Raw genomic sequence first — 20,461 nt, 5'->3', positions numbered from 1 at the left:
GCAAGGCCTGCGACGTTAACGGGCGAACCTGAGCGGAGCCTGTGCGGCCCGCCGAACCATCCCGCCCCGACACCCCGCTGGGGCCGTCGGTCAGCCGACCGGCTCGACCTCGTGGACCGGCACCTCGCCGCACAGCGGCGCCAGACCGTCGGCGACGACCGTGGCGAAGATCGCTTCAGCCTCTGCGCTGGTGCTGACCGTCCCGCGCCACACCGGCTTGCCGTCGGGTCGCGTGACCAGGGCCTCCCCCTCGGCCAGGCCGAGCTCGGGGCCGACGTGACGAACGTCGTGCACGGTCGTCGGCCAGGCCTGCGCCGGCGCCGCCTCCCAGGGCGCCGGGTCACCGGCGACCAGCACGGTCAGCCCCGGACCCACCAGGTCCACCGTGGAGGTGTCCGGCGTGAGCCAGCTGTGCGGCAGCCGGCCGTTGAGGTCGCGGGAGAGCCCGATGGCCGGGTCGAGCCGGCTGCCGGTCAGGCTCGCGGAGCGGGTCACGTTCCACTCGCCGACCGGGCGGCGCTCGCGCTCGTACCCGTCCAGGAGGTCCTCCCCCGCCCAGCCGCGCAGGAACCAGCCAAGCCGCCAGCCCAGGTCGTGGCCGTCGTGGATCGCGGTGTTGAGACCCATGCCGCCGCGTGGCGTCATCCGGTGGGCTGCGTCGCCGGCGACGAAGACCCGGTCGGCGCGGTAGCGGTCGGCCAGCAGGGCGGCGAAGGTGAAGTTGCCGATCATCTCGATCCGGGGCTCGAGGTCGGGGTCCCCGGTGTTGCGCCGCAGCGTCGCGATCGCGTCCTCGGGCCGGTCCCTGAGCAGCGGCTTGTCCTTGGCGGCGATGCTGCCGCTGAACCAGCGGTCGCCCACGCCCGAGGGGATCAGCCACCCCTGGACCTCCGGGTCGGTGATGACGTTCAGCCCGTACAGCGGCTCGTCCGGCAACCGCCGCACCGGGGCCCGGAAGTGGACCAGGTCGTAGGTGCCGAGCCCGTCGTCGCCGACCATCGAGATCCCGGCCCGCTGGCGGACCACGCTGTGCGCGCCGTCGGCCGCGACGACGTACTGCGCGACGATCTCGTCCTCGACCCCGGTGCGGGGGTCCCGCAGCACGACGCGGACACCGTCGGCGCCGGGGTGCAGGTCGACCACCTCGCAGTGGTAGCGGACGTCGACGTACGGCGAGCCCATCAGGTGGTCGCGCAGCACCGGCTCCACGTGGTCCTGCGGGATCCACCGGATCTGGCAGGGGCTGGCCTCCGCCGAGTCGGCGTCAGCGGGGAAGCCGACCGGCACGATCTCCTCCGGGTCGGTGAGCAGCGAGGCCGCCTTGCGGCCGAACGGCACCACCGGGACCGAGCCGGCCACCATCTTCTCCTCGAGCCCGTAGCCCCGGAAGATCTCCATCGACCGGACGGTGACCGCCGTGGCGCGCGGCAGGGTCGACTCGCCGCTGCGCCGGTCCACCAGGGTGACCTCGACACCGGTGGCCGCGATCTGCGCCGCCGTGAGGAGTCCGGCCGGCCCGGAGCCGACGACCAGGACGGGGGTGTGCTGCTCGGGCATGGGGCTCCTCGGATCTGAATGGATTTGGCTGGACAGTATGTCCATTGAAGTTCGACCCTGGCAAGTGCGAGGATCGGTGCGATGTCCTCGCGCCCCTACCACCAGACCCGGCGCGCCGAGTCGGCCGACGTGACCCGCACGAACGTCCTCGCCGCGCTGCACCGCACCATGCGCGAGGCGCCGTCGAAGGCGGCCAGCATCGACCGGATCGCCACCGAGGCCGGTGTCTCCCGGTCCTCGATCTACCTGATCTTCGGGTCCCGGGCCGGGCTGCTCGAGGAGTTCGGCAACCACCTGTTCGAGCAGGCCGGCTGGGCTCAGCTCGTCGAGGCCGTCCGCAACCCCGACGCCCTGGTCCACCTGCGCGGCGCGATCGCCGCCTGGACCGACGTCTTCGCGGCCGAGCGCGACATCTTCGCGGTGATGTTCGCGCCGGTCGGCGCGGACCCGGGCGCGCTGGAGGAAACCCGCTCACGCATCGACGAGGCTCGCACGCGCGGCCTGCACCGCCTGGTCGCCGACCTGCGCAGCCAGGGCCACCTGAGCGCCGACGTCACGGATGAGGAAGCGGTGAACACGCTGTGGATGCTCACCTCGTTCGGCACCTTCGACGCGCTCTACTCCGGCCGCGGTCTCGACGCCGCCGCGATCGCGGCCGTGCTGCTCACCAGCGCAGAGCGCACCCTGCTCCGGTCCGAGCCGGCGGCCTGAGCGCAGCCAGCTCGCCCAAACGGCAGGGCGGCGTCACCGAAACCGGGTCACCAGCGGTTGTGCACGTCCTCGGCCCAGCCGACGACGTCCTCGACGCGGACCCACTCCCCCGTGTCGTCGCGCACCCGGCCGGCCCAGTGCCCGAAGCACTGGTGGGTCTTGGAGGCGAACACCTTGAAGTCGGTGACCGAGTCCTTGAGGTGGAACGGCGTGAAGGTGAGGTCGACGCCCTCGCCGGTGATCCGCCACGGTGCCATCCAGTCGCCCGGGTCGTAGTCCCAGACGAGCTCCTCGCTGATCTTGGACAGGTGCCCGTCGACGAGCAGCGAGTTCTCCACCGAGCCGGTGCCGTCGGTCCACTTGCCGCCGACCTGGATGCCGATGACGTGGCCGTCTGTGCGCCCGGAGCCCGCGCCCCAGTTCCAGCGCACGTCGTAGGGCCACCGGCCGCGACCGTGGTCCAGGATCGCCCACGACTCTCCGGTGGGTACGTCGGCCGCGACCCCGTCGACCCACACGGTGCCGGTGGCCGGCCGGGCGACGTCCTTGACGGTGTACTGGAACAGCCGGTCGGTCCAGGGCACCACCACGCCGAGGCACTCGTGGCCCTCGGGCCGGTGCGCGACCACGTCGATCCGCACCCGCTCGCCGTGAGCGCGCAGCCGGCTGCCACCGTCGACCTCCTCGATGTCGATGTGCACCTGCTTGGTGCGTGACCTCGCCGGGCCGGCGCCGAGCGTGCCGGGCAGGGTCGCGCTGCGGCCGAGGACGCCGATCGCGTCGTGGGCGATCGCCTCGCCGGTGGTCCGGTCGAGCAGCCAGATGCCGTGCACGGCCGCGTAGTCGATGTCGGAGAGGACCAGCGCGACGACGTGCGTCGGGGTGGTCACCGCCCAGTACTCCCAGCGCTTGTTGCGTCCGCGCCCGAATCGGCCCCGGCCGATGCCGTCGGTGGTGATCAACGGGGTCCGGGTCCAGCCGACCGCGTCGGGGTTGAGCCGTCCGTCGGGCAGCGTCAGCGAGACCGGCTCGGTGATCTCCCGCTCCCGGACCGGCACCGGGAGTGCAGGGGCGGCTGAGTCTGCTGCCCCGGCTGCCCCGGCCGCGTGGTCGTGGCGCTGGCGCAGCCGCCGGTTGGAGGTGCGCACCGCCTCGGCGTCCACCTTGAGCTCTCGTCGGTCGTAGGTCATCAGTCCGTTGGTCTCCTCTTCGACGTCGGCGAGCTGGGTGTAGACGAAACCGGCGAGCCCCTCGTCGACGGCCGGCCCGACCTGGGTGTGCTGCAGCCGCAGGAACGCGCGCTCGAAGGACCCGCGGTCGGCGTACTTGCGGTAGCCGAACTCCTTCTCGCTCCACGCGTGCCCGGGCACCCGGTGGGAGTAGCCGCCGTACTCCGAGAGCACCGCCGCGCGGGGGTCCGCGGCGTCCCGGCGCGAGAGGCGGTAGCGCCGGAAGTAGAGGTGACGGCTGACCAGGTCCCCGCCACCCTGGTCGTGCCAGCCGCTGGCGTGGTCCACGACCCGGGTCGGGTCCAGGTCCTTGACGCGCTCGGCGACCGCGCGGGCGTCGAACTGTCCCCAGCCCTCGTTGAACGGCACCCAGACGGCGATGCTCGGCACCGAGCCCAGCAGCTCGATCGTGTCCTCGAGCTCGCCGAGGAACTCGGCCCTGCCCTCCGCGTCCTGGCGGCCGAACAGCCGGTACCGCGAGTCCGGCAGCCGCACCGGGGTGAGCACCGGCGCGGTGACCACGGCATGGTGATAGCTGCGGCCGCCGTTGACCAGGTCCTGCCACACGAGCATGCCGAGCCGGTCGCAGTGGTGGTACCAGCGCAGCGGCTCGACCTTGATGTGCTTGCGCAGCATCGTGAAGCCGAGCTCCTTGGCGACCCGGATGTCGTGGACCAGCGCCTCGTCGGACGGCGCGGTGTAGAGACCGTCGGGCCAGTACCCCTGGTCGAGCAGTCCCGCGTGCAGGTAGGGCCGGCCGTTGAGCAGCAGCCGGGTGCGCCCGCGCTCGTCGGGGCCGGTCCCGAAGGAGCGCATCGCCACGTAGCTGGTGACCCGGTCCTCGGGCAGCCCTTCCCCCAGCCCTTCACCCGGCCCTCCACCCAGGCGCACCTCGACGTCGTGGAGGAACGGGTCCTCCGGTGACCACAGCCGGACGTCCTCACCGAGAGCGAGTCGCGTCGGTACGCCGGCCGCGACCCGGGCGGAGACGAGCTCGCGCTCCCCCGCCCGCACCGTGACCAGCGCATCCCCGGCCGGGCCGGCCGCACCACCGGTCACAGGACCGGCCACCACGGTCACCTCGACCTCGCCGGTCGCCAGGTCCGGGGTGAGCACCAGCCGGTCCACCCACCGCTCCGGCACCGACTCCAGCCACACGGTCTGCCAGATCCCCGACTGCGGGGTGTACCAGATGCCGCCGGGCTCGAGCTTCTGCTTGCCCCGGCTGCGCCACGAGGTGTCGGTGACGTCGCGGACCCGCACGACCAGCTCGTGCTCATCACCGGCGAGCGCGTCGGTGACGTCGAGGGTGAACGGGAGATAGCCGCCGCGGTGCCCACCGACGCGGGTGCCGTCGACCCAGACCTCGCAGTCCTGGTCCACCGCGCCGAAGTGCAGCAGCACCCGCGCACGCACGAACCCGTCGGGGATCGTGAAGCTGCGCCGGTACCACAACGCCTCGTCGGGCTGCAGCGTCCGGCCCACGCCCGACAGCGGGGCCTCCGGGGAGAACGGCACCACGATCTCGCCGTCCCACCGGCCCGGCCGCTCGGTCCTCTCCGCGCTGGTGAATGCGTGCTCCCACCGCCCGTTGAGGTTCAGGTGGGAGTCACGCACCAGCTGGGGGCGCGGGTACTCCCCCAGCACGTCGTCCGGGTCGAGGGCCTCGCCCCACGTGGTGATCACGAGGAGACCCCGACAGCTTCGCGCTCGCGGGCACGCAGCAGCCGCACGGGTACGACGATCAGCGCCACCACGAGCGCGGCCGCCAGGAAGATCCACGGGGTCGGCACCTGCTTGGTCACGCCCAGCTCGACGAACGTCTCGTCGGCACCGGTGATCACCGCGGCACCGATGAACGGCCCGACCACCATGGGAATGAGGATCGCGAACACCATCCGCAGCCCCTGCACCTGCCCGGCACGGTCGGGCGGGGTGAGGTTGCGGACGGTCGCGGAGATGGCGGCGACACCGAGCATGAAGCCCGACATCATCACGATGCCCGCGCCGATGACCGGCACCATCCCGCGAGCGAGGAACATCAGGACCAGCCCGGCGGCGTACACCCCGGCGACGGGCAGGATCGCCCGCGACGGACCCACCCGGTCCAGCACCCGCCCACCGAGGATGCTCACCACGGCCGCGCCCAGCAGCACCGAGGCGAGCACGATCGCGTAGCCGTCGATGTCGAGGTAGCGCTGCACGTAGATGATCAGGAACGGCAGGAACACCTGCGTGCTGGTTCCGAGCACCGCCCAGGCCGCCAGGGTCAGGTAGAGCCGCGGGTTGGCTCGCGCGGTGCTCGGCCGCAGCCCGTGGACCACCGAGGCCAGATAGCCGCCACCCGGCCGCGGTTGCCGAGACTCCCGCAGCCCGAACCACGCGACCAGCCCGACCAGGGCGGTGCTGCCACCGACGACGGAGAAGAACAGCTGCCAGTGCCCGCCCTTGGTCAGCGGGTCCAGGGCGCCGAAGACCACCAGCATGGCCAGCAGCGGCATCGTCGCGAGCACGCCGTCGACGCGCCCGCGGTTGCCCTCGTGGGTGGAGTCGGTGACCCAGGCGTTGAAGGCGGCGTCGTTCGCGGTGGCACCCAGGACGCTCATCACGCAGTCGAGCGCGATCACAGCGACCAGGGCGAGCATCACGGCGTCCGCCGCGGGGACCAGGGCGGCCGCGGTCTCGACGTCGACCAGCCCGAACGCGGCGGTGCACGCACCCCACAGCACGTAGCCGACCGCGATGAACTCGCGGCGCCGCCCACGGCGGTCCGAGGCGGCACCGGCGAGCAGCGTGGCGACGGTCGCCGCGAGAGCGCTGCTCGCGACCAGCACCGCCAGGGCCGTCGGGGAGTCGGTGATCGTGTCGTAGACGAACACGTTGAGGTACATGTTCTCGACCGTCCACGCCAGCTGGCCGGCGAAGCCCAGCAGGACCACCCAGCCCCACAGGCTCCGGTCCACTCGGCTCTCACGCATGGCCGCACCCTAGAGGAGCCACGGCACGGCTGTTCTGTCCGCGACCGGGCGGCCGCATTCTGCCCGCGAGAGGGTCAGCGAGTCCGTGGCTCGGTGAGCAACGACTCCAGCTCGCGCAGGTTGCCCGAGGAGGCGGCGTACACGTTCCTCCACCACCCGGCGTCACGCGGGACGGCGGTGCGGAACCACGCCAGGTCTGCCTGCACGTGGTCCACCATCGAGCTCAGCGAGGGCCTGGGGGGCGTCGGTGTCGCCGGCACCGCAGCCACCTGCACGTAGCCGAACCCGACCGCGCCGGCCGCAGCCAGCGCGAGGATCCGACGTGCCCAGGTGTGTGGCAACCGAGTCCCCCGATGTTGCTTTCAATGGTGCCTGAAATGGTGCCCGAAAATGGTGCGGACGAGTGCCGCGGAGCCGACCGGGCGGTCGTTCCGAGCCTCTGATGAGCTGTCCGGCGAGCCTAGGGTCGTACGCCGCATACGTCACGAACAGCACGGTTTGCGGCAGGTAGCGCTCTAGACCAGCAGGCGCAGCACTTCCGCGGCTGCGCGTTCGCCTGCGCGAACGGCTCCGTCCATGTAGCCGTTCCAGTAGGTCGCGGTCTCCGTGCCGGCCCAGTGGGTGCGCAGGTGCGGGGTGCGCAGCTGCGCGCCGTACGACGTCATCGTGCCGGGCTTCATGATCGCGACGGGCCCGCCCCTGGTCCAGCGCTCCTTGGTCCAGTCGTGCTCGACGTACTCGATCGGGTGCAGCGCCTTCTCGCCGAACATCTCCGCGAACCCCGCCAGCACCGCCGAGCGCCGCGCGGCGAGCGAGCTGAGGCCGTGCTGCTTCCAGGTGGACCCGCCGACGAACGCCAGCAGCACGCCCGGGCTCCCGTCCGGCGGGGAGTTGTCGAAGGCCACCCGGACGGCGCCGTGGTCGCTGATCCCGAACCCGTTGAGCCCGGCCTTGCGCCAGAACGGCTCTGAGTAGACCGCGTCGCACTTCATCAGGTCGCCCATGTCCATCCGCTCCAGCAGGCCGGCTTTCGGGGCGGGCAGCGCCGGACCCCACTGGATCGTGCGGGCGAGCTCCGGCGGCACGGCGAGGATGACGCGCTTGCAGGAGACGGACCCGCGCGTTGTCCGTACGACGGCACGGCTGCTGGTCTGGTCGATCCTCGTGACGGCCGCCCCCAGGGCCACCCGGTCGCCGAGCTGGGCGGCCAGGCGCAGCGGGATCAGCTGCGAGCCGCCGACGAAGCGCTGCTCCTGCGCGCCGTTGACGGTGTCGGAGTTGCGCTCGAAGGTGCCCGTGGTGGTCTCGTTGCCCGAGCAGGCGATGTAGTGCAGCACGAACAGCAGCGAGATCTGGTCCGGGTCGGCGCCGAACCCGGGCTGGGTCCAGCACCGCATCAGGTTGGAGACGCCCTCGACGTTCAGCGAGCGCTGCCGGATGTGGTCACCGAGGGTGATCGAGTCCCACTCCCGGGCACGCGGGTGCGTCCACGGCTGGGCCACGTCCACCTGGGCAGCCCACCGGTTCAGCCGGGTCTGCAGCAGCGCGGCGTCGGGGAGCACGAACGGGTCCGGCGGCACGGTGCCCTGGTAGGTGAGCCGGCCGAGCAGGCCCGAGGAGTTGTAGACGCTCTTGCCCTCGGCGTACTCGTCGAACCGGGCGACCTTCAGCTCGTCGGCCAGCGCGATGATCCGGTCCTGGGTGGGTCCCACGAACGCGCCACCGGACTCGATCACCTCACCGGAGCTCAGCCGGTGGTTCAGCACCCGGCCGCCGACCCGGTCCCTGGCCTCGACCACGAGCACGGACCGTCCGGAGCGGGCGACCTGACGCGCCGCCACGAGCCCGGAGATGCCGGCGCCCACCACGACCACGTCCACGCTCGCCGGCAGGCTGCCCTGGAGCGTGGCCGCCTCCGCGGCGCCGTCCAGCATCCCGGTCGTGAGCGCGCCGGTCGTGACTGCGCCGACTCCGGCGGCGCCGCGTACGAGGGTGCGCCTGGTGATCTGGGCCATGGTGTCCGTCCTCACCGAGCCGTTCGGCTCGTCCGGCCTCTCAACGAGCGAGAGGCCGATCGGCGACGGGTGAGGTCAGCCAGTTGGGATTCGGGCGGTTTAGCGTTCTGAAATCGGGGCAAAGGTACCGTGTCTCGCGGCACTGCCACGGGACACCACAGGGGAGACATCGGGTTCTGCACCCCGTCCGCCGAATCTCGGGGTCGGCGGACGTGTCAGGGGCTACGCCTCCGCGATCGAGAACAGGTCACCGTCCTCCTGGACGCGCTCGAGCACCTCCTCGAACCGGAGGTGCTCGAGCGCGAGTGGGTCGTCCGCACCGGCCTCGACCTCCGCCCACGTGCGCGGGGCAGCCACCGTCGGCAGGTCGCGTCCGCGCAGTGAGTACGGCGAGATGGTGGTCTTCGCGCCGGTGTTCTGCGACCAGTCGAGGAAGACCTTGCCGCCCCGCCGGGCCTTGGTCATCTGCGAGACCACCAGCGATGAGTGGCTCTTCTCGAGCTCCTCGGCGATCTCCTTGGCCCAGTCCCGGACCTCGGCGTGGGTGCGCTTGCGGTCCAGCCCGGCGTACAGGTGCAGGCCCTTGGAGCCGCTGGTGACCGGCACGCAGTCCAGGCCCTCGGCGGCGAGCCGCTCCCGGACGAGCAGCGCCACCTGGGCGCACTCCCCCAGCCCGGCCGGCTCGCCGGGGTCGAGGTCGATCACGAGGCGGTTGGGGTTCTGCACCCGACCGCGCTTGGTCACGGTCCACTGGTGGACGTGCAGCTCGAGCGAGGCCAGGTTGACCAGCCAGGTGAGGGTGGCCAGCGAGTCGATCACCGGGAACTGCAGCTCCCCCTCCTCCTGGCTCTGCGTGCGCGAGCCCGAGGTCGGGACCGTCACGGTGCGTACCCAGGAGGGAGCGCCGCTGGGCACGTTCTTCTCGAAGAACGACTTGTCGCCGGTCCCGTGCGGCCACCTGATCCGGGTCACGGCCCGGTCGGCGAGGTGCGGGAGCATCACCGGCGCGACCTGGGCGTAGTAGTTGAGCACCTCGGCCTTGGTGGTCCCGGTCCGCGGGTACATCACCTTCTCGAGGTTGACCAGCGTGAGGCGGTGCCCGTCGACCTCGACGGGCGTCTCGGTGCGCTTGGCGGCCATCAGGCCCCTTCCTCGTCAGGGTCGGTCAGGTCTGCGGGCGTGAGGTCGGTGCGCACGCCGCGGTAGGCCGGCTGGCGCAGGCGCCCGTCGGTGGTCAGCCGGAGGTACTGCACGTCGACCACCAGGCTCGGCTGCACCCACACGGTCCCGACCCGGTCCAGCCGGGGCAGCGTCTCGGTGAAGGGCGAGTCCTCGACCACCAGCGGGGTGAGCAGCTCGGTGAGCAGGACACCGGCCTTGCCGGCGATGCCGCTGCCGACGCGGCCGCGGAACTGCAGCCCGGCCGCCGTGGGCACCCCCACCAGCACGGCCCCCATCCGGTGGGTGCTGTCGGTCTCGTGGCGGAAGCCACCGACGACGAAGGAGCCGGTCGGGCGGATCGGGAACTTCAGCCAGTCCTTGCTGCGCACGCCGGGCCGGTACGGCGAGGAGAGCCGCTTGCTCACCACTCCCTCGAGGCCCTGCTCGGTCGCCGCGTCGAGCAGCATCTGCCCGTCGTCGTACGCCGCGGGGACGTGCCAGGCGCCCATCCGCCCGGGGACCGTGTCGAGGCCGAGCTCCTCGAGGTGCTCGCGACGCTCGGAGAGCGGCAGGCCGGTGAGGTCGCGACCGTCGAGCCGCAGGACGTCGAAGACGACCAGCGTGACCGGGTTCGTCTCGGCGAGGCGGCGCGCCCGGTTGGCGTCCTTGACGTGCATCCGGTCCGCCAGCGCACCGAACGACGGCACCCCGTCCCCCAGGGCGACGACCTCTCCGTCGAGGAGGAGGTCGTCGGTGACCTCGGCGACGGCCTCACCGATGGCGACCAGCTCGGGAAAGGAGACAGTGACGTCGTTCTCGTTGCGCGACCAGATCCGGGTGCGGCCGGCGGAGACGTCCACCAGGACACGCATGCCGTCCCACTTCACCTCATGCGACCAGCCGGCACCCGTCGGGACCCGGTCGCCCTTGGTCGCGAGCATCGGCAGCACGCGGTCATTGTGGCAGGAACACTCGCACGCAGGAACGTGGTGCAGACTGCGCACGTGGAAAGTGCACTGAGCTACGCCATTATCGGGGCCGGACCCTCCGGACTGGCTGCTGCGCGCAACCTGCAGCGCTTCGGGATCCCCTGGGTCGGCTACGAGCTCGCGGACGATGTCGGCGGGCTGTGGGACATCAGCGGGCCGCGCAGCACCGTCTACGAGTCGGCGCACCTGATCTCGTCGCGGACCACGACCCAGTTCGCGGAGTTCCCGATGAAGGAGTCGGTGGCCGACTACCCCTGCCACCGGGAGCTGCTGGAGTACTTCCACGACTTCGCCGACCACTTCAGCCTGCGCGAGGGGTTCTGCTTCGGCACCGAGGTCGAGCGCGTCGAGCCCGTCGCCGGCGAGGCCGGGGGCAGGTGGGCGGTCACCGTGAACGGTCCCGAGGGCCGGCGTACGACGCAGCACGCGGGCGTCCTGGTCGCCAACGGCACCCTCAGCGAGCCGAACGTGCCGGAATTCGAGGGGAAGTTCGACGGCGAGGTGCTGCACACCAGCGCCTACAAGAGCGCACAGGTCTTCGCCGGGAAGCGCGTACTGGTGGTCGGGGCCGGCAACTCCGGCTGCGACATCGCCGTGGACGCCGTGCACCACGCGGCCTCGGTCGACCTCAGCGTGCGCCGCGGCTACCACTTCGTGCCGAAGTACCTGTTCGGCAAGCCCTCCGACACCCTCAACCAGGGCAAGCCGCTGCCGGCGCGGGTCAAGCAGGCGATCGACAGCCGGGTGCTGAAGCTGTTCACCGGCGACCCCACCCGGTTCGGCTTCCCGGCGCCCGACCACAAGATCTATGAGTCGCACCCGATCGTGAACACGCTGGTGCTGCACCACGCCGGGCACGGCGACCTGCACGTCCGCAAGGACATCGACCGGCTCGACGGGAGCGGGGTCGTGTTCCTCGACGGGTCACGCAGCGACTACGACCTGATCGTGCTGGCCACCGGCTACCGGCTGCACTACCCCTTTGTGGACCACGCGCTGCTCGACTGGACCGGCCCGAACTCCGGGAGGGCGCCCGACCTCTACCTCAACGTGTTCAGCCGCCGGGACCCGAACCTGTTCGTGCTCGGCATGATCGAGGCCTCCGGCATCGGCTGGCAGGGCCGCTACGAGCAGGCCGAGCTGGTCGCCAGCGTGATCAGCGCGCGCGCCGCGGGGTCGGCCAGCCTGGCCGGGTTCGAGGAGCGGCTGCACGGCCCCGCGCCGGACCTCTCCGGTGGCTACTCCTACCTCGGCCTGGAGCGGATGGCCTACTACGTCAACAAGGACGCCTACCGGGGCGCCGTACGCCGAGAGATCGAGCGCCTGGAGGTGCACCCGTGAGTCCGCTGCTGACCATGCTCGCGACCGATGTCGACGACATCAAGATCATCTTCAACGAGTCCTCGCTGACCACCCTGAAGATCGTGATCGGCCTGATCCTGTTCGGGATCGCGCTGGACACCGACGTGGAGGACTTCAAGGCCGCCGCCCGCAGGCCCGGGACGATCACGATCGGCGTGCTCGCACAGTTCCTGCTCCTGCCCGCGATCACCTTCCTGCTCACCCTGGCCCTCGACCTGCGCGGCTCGGTCGCACTCGGCCTGATCCTGGTCGCGTGCTGCCCGCCCGGGAACGTCTCCAACATCCTCACCCACCGTGCCGGGGGCGACGTGGCGCTGTCGGTGTCGATGACCGCGGTCAGCAACGTGCTGGCGATCTTCCTGATGCCGTTGAACATGGCGTTCTGGGGCGGACTGCACCCGAGCGGCAGCAAGCTGCTCGAGCGGATCGAGCTCAGTCCCGTCGACATGCTCGCCGAGATCGCGCTCGTGATCGGCATCCCGTTCGTCCTGGGCGTCGCCCTGGCCAAGCTGGTCCCCAACTTCGCTGCGGCAGCGCACAAGGTCGTGGGTCCGATCTCCTTCATCGGGCTCGGGGCGATCATCGTGATCGGTGTCGCCAAGAACTGGGGCATCTTCGTCGACTACATCGGCGTCGTGCTGATCGCGGTCTTCCTGCACGACGCGCTCGCGCTGCTGCTCGGCTACACCATCGGACGCGGCACCCGGCTGCCCGCGGCGAGCACCAAGGCGATGACCTTCGAGGTCGGCATCCGCAACGCGGGCCTGGGGCTGCTGCTGGTGTTCACCTACTACGACGGCCTCGGCGGGATGGCGCTCGTCGCCGCCTGGTGGGGCATCTGGGACATCATCGCCGGCCTGGCCGTGGCCATCGTCTGGCGCAGGCGCTCGGCGAACCGGTCCCTGCCACGTGAGGCGGCGCCGGCATGACGGATGTTGGCATGAGGGTGCTGGTCACCGGCGGCAGCGGCTTCCTGGGCACCTCGGTGGTGCGCGGGCTGGCCGACGCCGGGCACGAGGTCACCAGCGCGGACCTGCGCGTGCCGCAGGTCCCCACCACGGGCGTGCGGCACGTCGTGATGGACGTCCGTGACCCTGCCGTGGTCGACGAGGTCATCGGTGAGAGCCGCCCCGAGGTGGTGGTGCACCTCGCCTCGATCGTCACCCCCGGCAAGGACTCCTCCCGCGAGCTGGAGCGCGCGGTCGACGTCGACGGCACCCGGCACGTCCTGGACGCCTGCCTGGCCCACGGCGTACGCCGGATCGTGGTGTCCTCCAGCGGCGCGGCGTACGGCTATCACCCGGACAGCCCGGCGTGGATCACCGAGGACCAGCCCGTGCGCGGCAACCCGGAGTTCGCCTACTCCGACCACAAGCGCCTCGTGGAGGAGATGCTCGCCGGGCTGCGAGCAACGCACCCCGAGCTGGAGCAGGTCGTGCTGCGGATCGGGACGATCCTCGGGGAGCGCGTGGACAACCAGATCACCGCGCTGTTCATGCGCCCGCGGCTGCTGAAGATCCGCGGGTCGAAGTCGCCGTTCGTGTTCATCTGGGACACCGACGTCGCCGCGATCATCCAGCGAGCCGTGACCGGCCCGGTGACCGGCATCTTCAACGTCGCCGGCGACGGTGCGCTCACCGTGGACGAGATCGCCGCCGCCCTCGGCAAGCGCACGCTGACGCTCCCGGAGCCGCTGCTGCGCGCCGCGCTCGCGATCGGCAAGCGGCTCGGATTGACGGCGTACGGGCCCGAGCAGACGAAGTTCCTCCAGTTCCGACCGGTGCTCGACAACACCCGACTGCGCGAGGTGCTCGGCCACGTGCCGACCCGCACCAGCCGGGAGGCGTTCGAGGCCTGGCGGGCCACGCACCCCGAGGCGATGGCTCCCCACTGATCGCTGCGCTCAGGCGGCACTGATTGTTAGGTGCCGCCGGCTGTGCTGATTGTCCCGCTCCGCGGATCAGGGCATCCTGATCACATGCGTGCAATCTGGAAGGGCGCCGTCTCGTTCGGCCTGGTCAGTGTCCCGGTGAAGCTGTACTCCGCGACCGAGAGCAAGGACATCTCGTTCCGGCAGGTCCACGCCAAGGACGGTGGCCGGATCAAGTACCAGCGCACCTGCAGCCTCGACGGCGAGGAGGTCGAGTACGCCGACATCGCCAAGGGCTACGAGACCGAGGACGGCGAGATGGTCATCCTCACCGACGAGGACATGGCCGCCCTGCCCGCGAACAGCAGCCGCGAGATCAGCGTGGAGAAGTTCGTGCCCAGCGAGCAGATCGACCCGATGCTGTTCGAGAAGTCCTACTACCTCGAGCCGGAGAAGTCCGGCGCCAAGCCCTACGCGCTGCTGCGTGAGGCGCTGGAGGCCGCGGACCGGATGGCACTGGTGACGGTGTCACTGCGCAACCGCACCTCGCTGGCGGTGCTGCGCGTGCGCGACGACGTGATCGTGATGCAGACGATGATGTGGCCCGACGAGATCCGCGAGGCCGACTTCGGCTCGGTCGACACCAGCGAGGCCAAGCCCGCCGAGGTGAAGATGGCCAAGATGCTCGTCGAGACCCTGGCCGGCGACTTCGATCCTTCGGAGTTCGAGGACGACTACCGCGAGGCGGTCGAGGAGATGGTCAAGAACAAGATCGAGGGCGGCGAGGTCAAGAGCACCCCCGCGACGAAGAAGTCCTCCGGCGAGGTCGTCGACCTGCTGGCGGCACTGCAGCGCAGCGTGGACGCCGCCAAGTCCGCCCGCGGCGAGAAGCCCGCGCAGGCCGAGGCCGCGGAAGAGGACGAGTCCGAGGAGGACGAGGAGACCGGGGACGAGACCGGGTCGTCGGCCAAGGGCGGGGCGAAGAAGACCGCCGCCAAGAAGACCAGCAAGACCAGCACCAGCACCAGCACTGCGAAGAAGGCTGCCAAGAAGACCCCGGCGAAGAAGACCACGGCGAAGAAGGCCACGGCGAAGAAGGCGAGCTGACCCTCACTCCCTGAGACGCGCACCAGACGAGATGCGCGAATTCTCCTACCCTGTGCGCGTAACCAACGGGCTCGCGGACCGTTAACCGGGTCATCGAACATCGCTCGAGCCTGCACCGTGCCGGCCCGAGCCTTCCTGGGGAGGAACCAAGTGCGCTCACACCTGCGCCTCGCATCCATCGTCGGAGCCCTCGCGCTCGGCACGGTCGCCGCCACGCCCGCAGTCGCGGCAGCTCCGGTCTCGCAGGCAGGTGCGAACGCGGTCACGATCTCGATCGCCGGCAACGGTCAGGGCACGGGCAACACCGAAGCGACCCATGACGGCACGAGCGAGAAGAAGACCGGCGACGCCTCCCCTCCGCTCTCCGTGCTGAAGAACCAGCAGCTGCTTAATGCCGGTGTCCTCGCCCAGGAGGCCACGGCCACCGTCAAGGACGGCAAGGGGCAGTCGGCCGCCTGTGCCGGTGTCACCGGCAACGGTGGCTCGGTGGTCGCGATCGGCGACTCCAGCTGCATCCAGCCCGGTGACCCGATCGGGTTGTCGCTGAGCAACCTCGACCTCAGCAAGCTGATCGCGATCGACCCGGCCGGCCCGCTCGGCCCGCTGGCAGAGGTCAACGCCCCGCTCCAGCTGATCCTCAGCGAGATCACCGGCCCGCTGCGCGAGGCCATCGCCCAGACACCTCTCGGCACCACCGGCATCACCGGCTCGCTCGGTGTGATCGAGGCCAGCTGCAAGGCAGGCGTCGGCACTGCTTCGGGTGACGCGACGATCGCGAACAGCAAGCTGGTCCTGGACATCGCTGGAACCAAGCTCACCCTGGTGGACCTGCCCGCCAACCCCGCCCCGAACACCGAGGTCGTCGTCGATCTCGACAAGGCCACCAAGGTCATCACCGACGCTGTTGCGACCCAGCTGCGGAGCATGCTGGCTGCCCCGGGCACCACCGGTCCGCTCGCCCCGCTGGCGGCCCTGCTCCCCACGCTCCAGACGCAGGTCATCGACACCCTGGTCGCTGCGATCCGGACCGCGGTGCTCCAGCCGCTCAGCGACAACCTGATCAAGCTGACCCTGAACAAGCAGACCCGCAGCGGGAACGACTCGATCAAGGTCCGCGCCCTCGAGCTCGAGGTGCTGCCCATCGCCAAGGAGGCGGTTGGCGCCTCGCTCCTGAACCTCCAGATCGGCAACGTCGCCTGTGGTCCCAACGGTCGCGTCGCCCCGGCTGCCCAGGTCGCCGCCCCCGAGGTCGCCGGCCCGCCGGCCGCGATCCCCACGGCCGTCTCCGCCGGCACCGCCACCACGGCCGGTGCCCACGCCGGCCAGGGTGACGGGTCCACGAACGCCATCGTGCTGGGCGCCTTCGCGGTGCTCATGGCCAGCGCGGCCGGGTTCGTCACCTTCCGCCGCCTGCGGGCGTGACGCCGAACGACGCGAACCCGACGGACGTGGCCTCGTGAACGCCTCGGCCTGGGACGCCCGCATCGCCACCTGGCAGACCGTGATGCTGGTGGTCTCCGGAGTGCTCGTTGTCTCCGGCTTCGTGCTCCCCTCACCGAAGGTGGAGGCGAAGGCCGCACCCGGCTACACAGCGATGGCGGCCCCCGCGAAGCCGGTGCGGCTGGTGGTGCCGTCGCTGAAGATCCGGGCGCCGATCCTGCCGATCGAGGTCTCCCCCGACGCGGTCCTCGACCCTCCCCGGAACCCGCGCGACATCGGCTGGTGGCAGCGCAGCGCCCAGCCGGGCGCACCCCAGGGACAGACCGTGCTGACCGGTCACACCGTGCACACCGGCGGTGGCGTGATGGACAACATCGGCCGGATGCGCAAGGGACAGGTGGTCAAGGTGGTCACCCCCAAGGGGACGATGGAGTACAGCGCCACCCGGGTGGTCACCTGGTCGAAGGCCAAGCTCGCCGAGCGAGCGGTGAGCATCTTCTCCCAGGACCGCGGCGGCCGGCGGCTGGTGCTGATCACCTGCACCGACTGGAACGGCAAGTCCTACGACAGCAACATCGTCGTCTTCGCCAAGCCACTCGGCGTCCGCGAGAAGGTCGACAAGACCTAGCACCGTCGGCTGAACCGCACGTCCCCGTTGGGTAGTCGGCTGGCGTCGTAGCCGTCGTCGTGGGCGCGGTGGTGGTGCCAGGAGCAGAGCAGCACGCCGTCCTTGAGGTCGGTGCGGCCGCCCTTGGCCCAGGCTCTGCCCCAGTGGTGCGCCTCGCACCAGTCACGGCGCAGGTCCGCGAGGGGATGGTGACGATCACCGTGGTCGCATCCCCGCCGTGGACCGGTAGCCGCTTCGGGTCGACCGCCTCGAGCAGCGCGGAGAACGCCTGGCCCCGGCGTACGTCGGCGGGAACGCGCTCGGTCGTGCCTGCAGTGAAGCCCTCGATGCTGTGGTGTCGCGGGGATGTGAACGCTTCCAGGTAGGTGTGCAGCCGGGCAGCGACGCTGTCGGGGACGTGGATGGTGATCCGGGTGGACCCGTCCCCGAGGCGCTTGCTGACCAGGCTGGTGCGTCGACGTGCGCGTCGTTCCTCGGCGGCCAGCTCCTTGGCCTCCTGCTCCTCGGCGACCTCGGGAGCGACGTGGTCCAGGATCCGCCGACCCAGCACCCGGAGCTCACAGGGACCGAAGTGCGCAGCCTGCGCCACCAGATGCGCCTCCGCGGCCGCCATGATCTCCGCACCGAGCTCGACCGCCGGCAGGACGTCGAGCGCGCGGGAGATCACCAGGGCCTGGGCCACGTTCACCTCACCCGCCCCCAGGGCGGAGCCCAGGTGCTGCCAGCGCCGGTCCAGCGCCTGACCGAGGGCGAGGTCGCGGCGATTCTCACCACGGTCGGTGCGGGTGTGATGGGTGACCAGCGCCGCTGCGTCCCGAGCCCCCTCCTCGACGGCGAGGTCGTCGGAGGCGGCGAGCACCCGCAGCTTCAGCGAGGCCAGCTGCGCCTCCACCCGGATCAGCTGCACCAACGCAGCCTTCTTCTGGCCCGGCGTCATGAACTCCACCGCCACATCGGCCGCGGACTTCAGCGCCTCCTCCACGGTGTCCGCGCACCCCAGCACCGGGTGCACCGAAGGACGATCGAACGTCGAGCCCACCTGAGCACCTCCTGCACCGACTCGTGACCATGACTGACTGGTCTCACATGTCGATGCAGCACGCCCGTGAGCAGGCGGACCCCCGACTCACGGCGGTCCGGGCCGATCCCTCAGCATCACTATTGGATCGAACCTGTGTTCGATTCTACAGGCGAAGGAATGGACCCGCAAGAGGGCGGATTCAATTGGCTGTGGCAGGCGAACCCAAGTGAGGGACCTGGGCCGAACTCCCCCGGAGGCGAGCGGGTCAGGTCCCGGGAAGCGTTCCGAGGCCGGTCACCGCGCGACACCTGACAGGCCGAGCGCCGGCCGGATCGAGAGTGTTCAACACGATGCGTGCGGCATTGGGCGACGCCGCCAGCTGACCGTGCTCGGAGCCGTCCTGCGGACAGACGTCCTGCAGCACGATGTTTCTCATTCCCGGCTCGAGGCCTGACGAGTACGGCACCACCAGTTCGTCGTAGACGGTGACGATGTTGGTGTAGCGGACCCCACTGGCCTTGACGCCGCCCGCACGCATCTTCGTGATGAAGTCGGTTCCGGGCGGGAACTGGCCGCACGCTTGGCACAACGGCGTCGCGTCCTCACGACCGAAGAGCGCCGCGAAGACCTTCGCGGGCTGCGCCACGTTCGTGCCGTGCCACAGCGGCGCAAGCGAGATGTAGTGGTGCACCGAAGACGCCCCACCGAGGAACTTCACGTAGTAGTTCGGCATCAACGTGCCTTGGGAGTGGCCGATCAGATCGACCTTCTCGGCACCAGTCGCCCGCTTGACGCGACCGACGAAGTCTTTCAGCTGCGCTGCGCCGTCCTCCATCGGCCGCAAGCCACCTATGTAGTCGCCGCCGGGGTAGGCAGCGTTGGAGCCGTAGTCCAACGCGAAGACGCAATAGCCCTCGTTCGCAAGAAGCGGCGCGTAGGTCTGCCAGTTCTCGTTGCTGTTCGCGAAGGTGCCGTGGACCAGCACCACCGGCCGTGGATGCCGCTTCGTCGGCGAGCAGGACCAGTCGTTGGCCCCCGGCAGATCACGGGTGATGCCACCCTGGAGGGCGGAGACCAGGAAGTCGTACGGCACGGGGTGGTCGTCCTGCGCCGCCTGGGCCGGGGACGTGAACGGGATGAGGACACTGATCGCGGCCACCAGCGCGAGCCCAAGGGTCGCAACACGTCGCATGGGTGATCTCCTAGGTCGCAGGACCTGACCAACGAGGTGGTCCGCTGCGGGTTACGGCCGCACCCGACTACAACGCCACGCTCCCCTGCTCCACGTGTGCCCGCGCGGCCGCCGAGTCCGGCATCCGCGCGGCCATCGTGGCCATCACGGCGTCCATCGCGCGCGGCGCCAGCAGGTTGAGCACCTCGCCGATGCGGCCGACCGCGGTGGAGACGGTCAGCGGCCGGTCCTCCAGCGCGCGTACGACGAGCAGCGCGGCCTGCTCCGGGGTCTTCGCCGGAGCCTTCCGGTAGGCGTCGGTCGCCTCGATCATGTCGGTACGCACCAGGTCGAGCCGCAGGTTGGTGAACGTGACGTTGTCGAAGAAGGTCTCCCGGCCCGCGATCCGGGCGAAGCTGTCCAGCGCCGACTTCGAGGCGATGTAGGCCGAGAACTTCGGTGCCTTCAGCTGGACGCCCCAGGTCACGATGTTGACGACGTGTCCGAACCGACGCTCCCGCATCGTCGGCAGCAGCCCCAGGGTCAGGCGGACCGGTCCGAAGTAGTTGATTGCCATCGTGCGCTCGAAGTCGTGCATCCGGTCGTAGGAGAACTCCAGCGACCGCCGGATCGAGCGGCCGGCGTTGTTCACCAGCATGTCCACGTGCCCGTGCCGGTCGAGCACGTCACGCACCAGGGCGTCGGTGGCCTCGGCGTCGGTGAGGTCGCAGACGTGGCCGTACGCCGCCCCGCCGGCCTCCTCGATCTCCCGGACCACCCGGTCCAGCTCGCCCTGCCGACGGGCCACGCACAGCACCACCGCCCCGCGAGCCGCGACCGCCTTCGCCGTGGCCTCCCCGATCCCCGAGGAGGCACCGGTGACCAGCACGACGCGACCGGTCAGCGGACTCGGCAGCGGCGCACCCACCAGCCGCGCGGCCGGTGTCACCAGGTGCCGGCGCACGAGCGCCACCGGCGTGGTGAGCAGGGTGATCGCGGCGTCCACGGGGCCAGTCATGGGCGCAGGCTATCCCCGCGTGCCCGGCGCACCCGGCGCCAGGTGCTGCTCCCCCGGCGCTCACGATCCGGACACCTCGGCGAGGACGTGCGGCAGTCGATCGCCCGGATCAAGGCCTCGCCGTTCATCCCGAAGAAGGACTCCGTGCGCGGGTTCGTCTTCGACGTGGGCACCGGGCTGCTCGAGGAGGTCGACTGACCCGGC

General features: G+C 70.7%; 18 protein-coding genes. 8 read left to right on the top strand and 10 right to left on the bottom strand.

Annotation, left to right across the window (positions count from 1 at the left end; translation table 11 throughout):
• Positions 1-90: 90 nt before the first annotated feature.
• Positions 91-1,557: an FAD-dependent monooxygenase gene (locus AC4BGB_RS18500; RefSeq protein ID WP_490548420.1), complete on the bottom strand. Its 1,467-nt coding sequence runs from the start codon at positions 1,555-1,557 to the stop codon at positions 91-93.
• 81 nt (positions 1,558-1,638) lie between these two features.
• Between AC4BGB_RS18500 and AC4BGB_RS18495 the strand changes: the two genes are divergently transcribed.
• Positions 1,639-2,268, top strand: coding sequence for a TetR/AcrR family transcriptional regulator (locus AC4BGB_RS18495; RefSeq protein WP_490548419.1), 630 nt, complete (start codon positions 1,639-1,641; stop codon positions 2,266-2,268).
• 47 nt (positions 2,269-2,315) lie between these two features.
• On the opposite strand, the gene AC4BGB_RS18490 is transcribed toward AC4BGB_RS18495, so the two are convergent.
• The 6 genes from AC4BGB_RS18490 to ligD (AC4BGB_RS18465) all read right to left on the bottom strand — a co-directional run bounded on the left by AC4BGB_RS18490 (position 2,316) and on the right by ligD (AC4BGB_RS18465) (position 10,592).
• Positions 2,316-5,183 (bottom strand): DUF2804 family protein, encoded by a 2,868-nt coding sequence (locus AC4BGB_RS18490; protein WP_490548418.1) that lies wholly within the window; start codon positions 5,181-5,183, stop codon positions 2,316-2,318.
• Positions 5,180-6,475, bottom strand: a complete 1,296-nt coding sequence (locus tag AC4BGB_RS18485; RefSeq protein ID WP_490548417.1) for an MFS transporter — start codon at positions 6,473-6,475, stop codon at positions 5,180-5,182. Before AC4BGB_RS18485 ends, AC4BGB_RS18490 begins: the two co-directional genes overlap by 4 nt.
• A 74-nt stretch (positions 6,476-6,549) precedes the next feature.
• Positions 6,550-6,816 carry a hypothetical protein gene (locus tag AC4BGB_RS18480; RefSeq protein WP_490548416.1) on the bottom strand — a complete coding sequence of 89 codons (267 nt, stop codon included), beginning with the start codon at positions 6,814-6,816 and terminating at the stop codon, positions 6,550-6,552.
• Between the two features lie 174 nt (positions 6,817-6,990).
• Complete coding sequence (locus AC4BGB_RS18475; protein ID WP_490548415.1) at positions 6,991-8,490, bottom strand: flavin monoamine oxidase family protein; 1,500 nt, start codon at positions 8,488-8,490, stop codon at positions 6,991-6,993.
• 222 nt (positions 8,491-8,712) lie between these two features.
• Positions 8,713-9,630, bottom strand: a complete 918-nt coding sequence (gene ligD, locus AC4BGB_RS18470) for a non-homologous end-joining DNA ligase (protein WP_490548414.1) — start codon at positions 9,628-9,630, stop codon at positions 8,713-8,715.
• Positions 9,630-10,592 carry a non-homologous end-joining DNA ligase gene (ligD, locus tag AC4BGB_RS18465; RefSeq protein WP_490548468.1) on the bottom strand — a complete coding sequence of 321 codons (963 nt, stop codon included), beginning with the start codon at positions 10,590-10,592 and terminating at the stop codon, positions 9,630-9,632. Before ligD (AC4BGB_RS18465) ends, ligD (AC4BGB_RS18470) begins: the two co-directional genes overlap by 1 nt.
• Positions 10,593-10,655: 63 nt before the next feature.
• Between ligD (AC4BGB_RS18465) and AC4BGB_RS18460 the strand changes: the two genes are divergently transcribed.
• The 6 genes from AC4BGB_RS18460 (at position 10,656) to AC4BGB_RS18435 (ending at position 17,047) form a co-directional block, all read left to right on the top strand.
• Positions 10,656-11,981: a flavin-containing monooxygenase gene (locus AC4BGB_RS18460; RefSeq protein WP_490548413.1), complete on the top strand. Its 1,326-nt coding sequence runs from the start codon at positions 10,656-10,658 to the stop codon at positions 11,979-11,981.
• Positions 11,978-12,931 (top strand): bile acid:sodium symporter family protein, encoded by a 954-nt coding sequence (locus tag AC4BGB_RS18455; RefSeq protein ID WP_490548412.1) that lies wholly within the window; start codon positions 11,978-11,980, stop codon positions 12,929-12,931. Before AC4BGB_RS18460 ends, AC4BGB_RS18455 begins: the two co-directional genes overlap by 4 nt.
• An 11-nt stretch (positions 12,932-12,942) precedes the next feature.
• Entirely contained in the window at positions 12,943-13,896 is a 954-nt protein-coding gene (locus tag AC4BGB_RS18450; protein WP_490548411.1) for an SDR family oxidoreductase, read from the top strand.
• An 84-nt stretch (positions 13,897-13,980) separates the two neighbouring features.
• A complete protein-coding gene (gene ku / locus AC4BGB_RS18445; RefSeq protein ID WP_490548410.1) occupies positions 13,981-14,979 on the top strand; it encodes a non-homologous end joining protein Ku in 999 nt (332 codons plus the stop codon).
• Positions 14,980-15,129: 150 nt separating this feature from the next.
• A complete protein-coding gene (locus AC4BGB_RS18440) occupies positions 15,130-16,401 on the top strand; it encodes a hypothetical protein (RefSeq protein ID WP_490548409.1) in 1,272 nt (423 codons plus the stop codon).
• Positions 16,402-16,435: 34 nt separating this feature from the next.
• Entirely contained in the window at positions 16,436-17,047 is a 612-nt protein-coding gene (locus AC4BGB_RS18435; RefSeq protein WP_490548408.1) for a class F sortase, read from the top strand.
• Here the strand turns inward: AC4BGB_RS18435 and AC4BGB_RS18430 are convergent.
• The 3 genes from AC4BGB_RS18430 to AC4BGB_RS18420 all read right to left on the bottom strand — a co-directional run bounded on the left by AC4BGB_RS18430 (position 16,953) and on the right by AC4BGB_RS18420 (position 20,257).
• Positions 16,953-18,086, bottom strand: a complete 1,134-nt coding sequence (locus AC4BGB_RS18430) for a DUF222 domain-containing protein (RefSeq protein WP_490548407.1) — start codon at positions 18,084-18,086, stop codon at positions 16,953-16,955. The two genes, AC4BGB_RS18435 and AC4BGB_RS18430, sit on opposite strands and share 95 nt — an antisense overlap.
• 247 nt (positions 18,087-18,333) lie before the next feature.
• Positions 18,334-19,260, bottom strand: coding sequence for an esterase/lipase family protein (locus tag AC4BGB_RS18425; RefSeq protein WP_490548406.1), 927 nt, complete (start codon positions 19,258-19,260; stop codon positions 18,334-18,336).
• A 67-nt stretch (positions 19,261-19,327) separates the two neighbouring features.
• Entirely contained in the window at positions 19,328-20,257 is a 930-nt protein-coding gene (locus tag AC4BGB_RS18420) for an SDR family NAD(P)-dependent oxidoreductase (RefSeq protein WP_490548405.1), read from the bottom strand.
• Positions 20,258-20,299: 42 nt separating this feature from the next.
• Here AC4BGB_RS18420 and AC4BGB_RS18415 point away from each other — a divergent pair, with 42 nt between their 5' ends.
• On the top strand, positions 20,300-20,455 hold the full coding sequence (locus tag AC4BGB_RS18415) for a hypothetical protein (RefSeq protein ID WP_490548404.1): 156 nt from the start codon (positions 20,300-20,302) through the stop codon (positions 20,453-20,455).
• Positions 20,456-20,461: the final 6 nt, after the last annotated feature.

This window comes from Nocardioides sp. Z30_9 (assembly GCF_058215735.1).
Note: the sequence above shows the minus strand (reverse complement) of the source record. Positions and strands in the feature narration are given on the sequence as shown.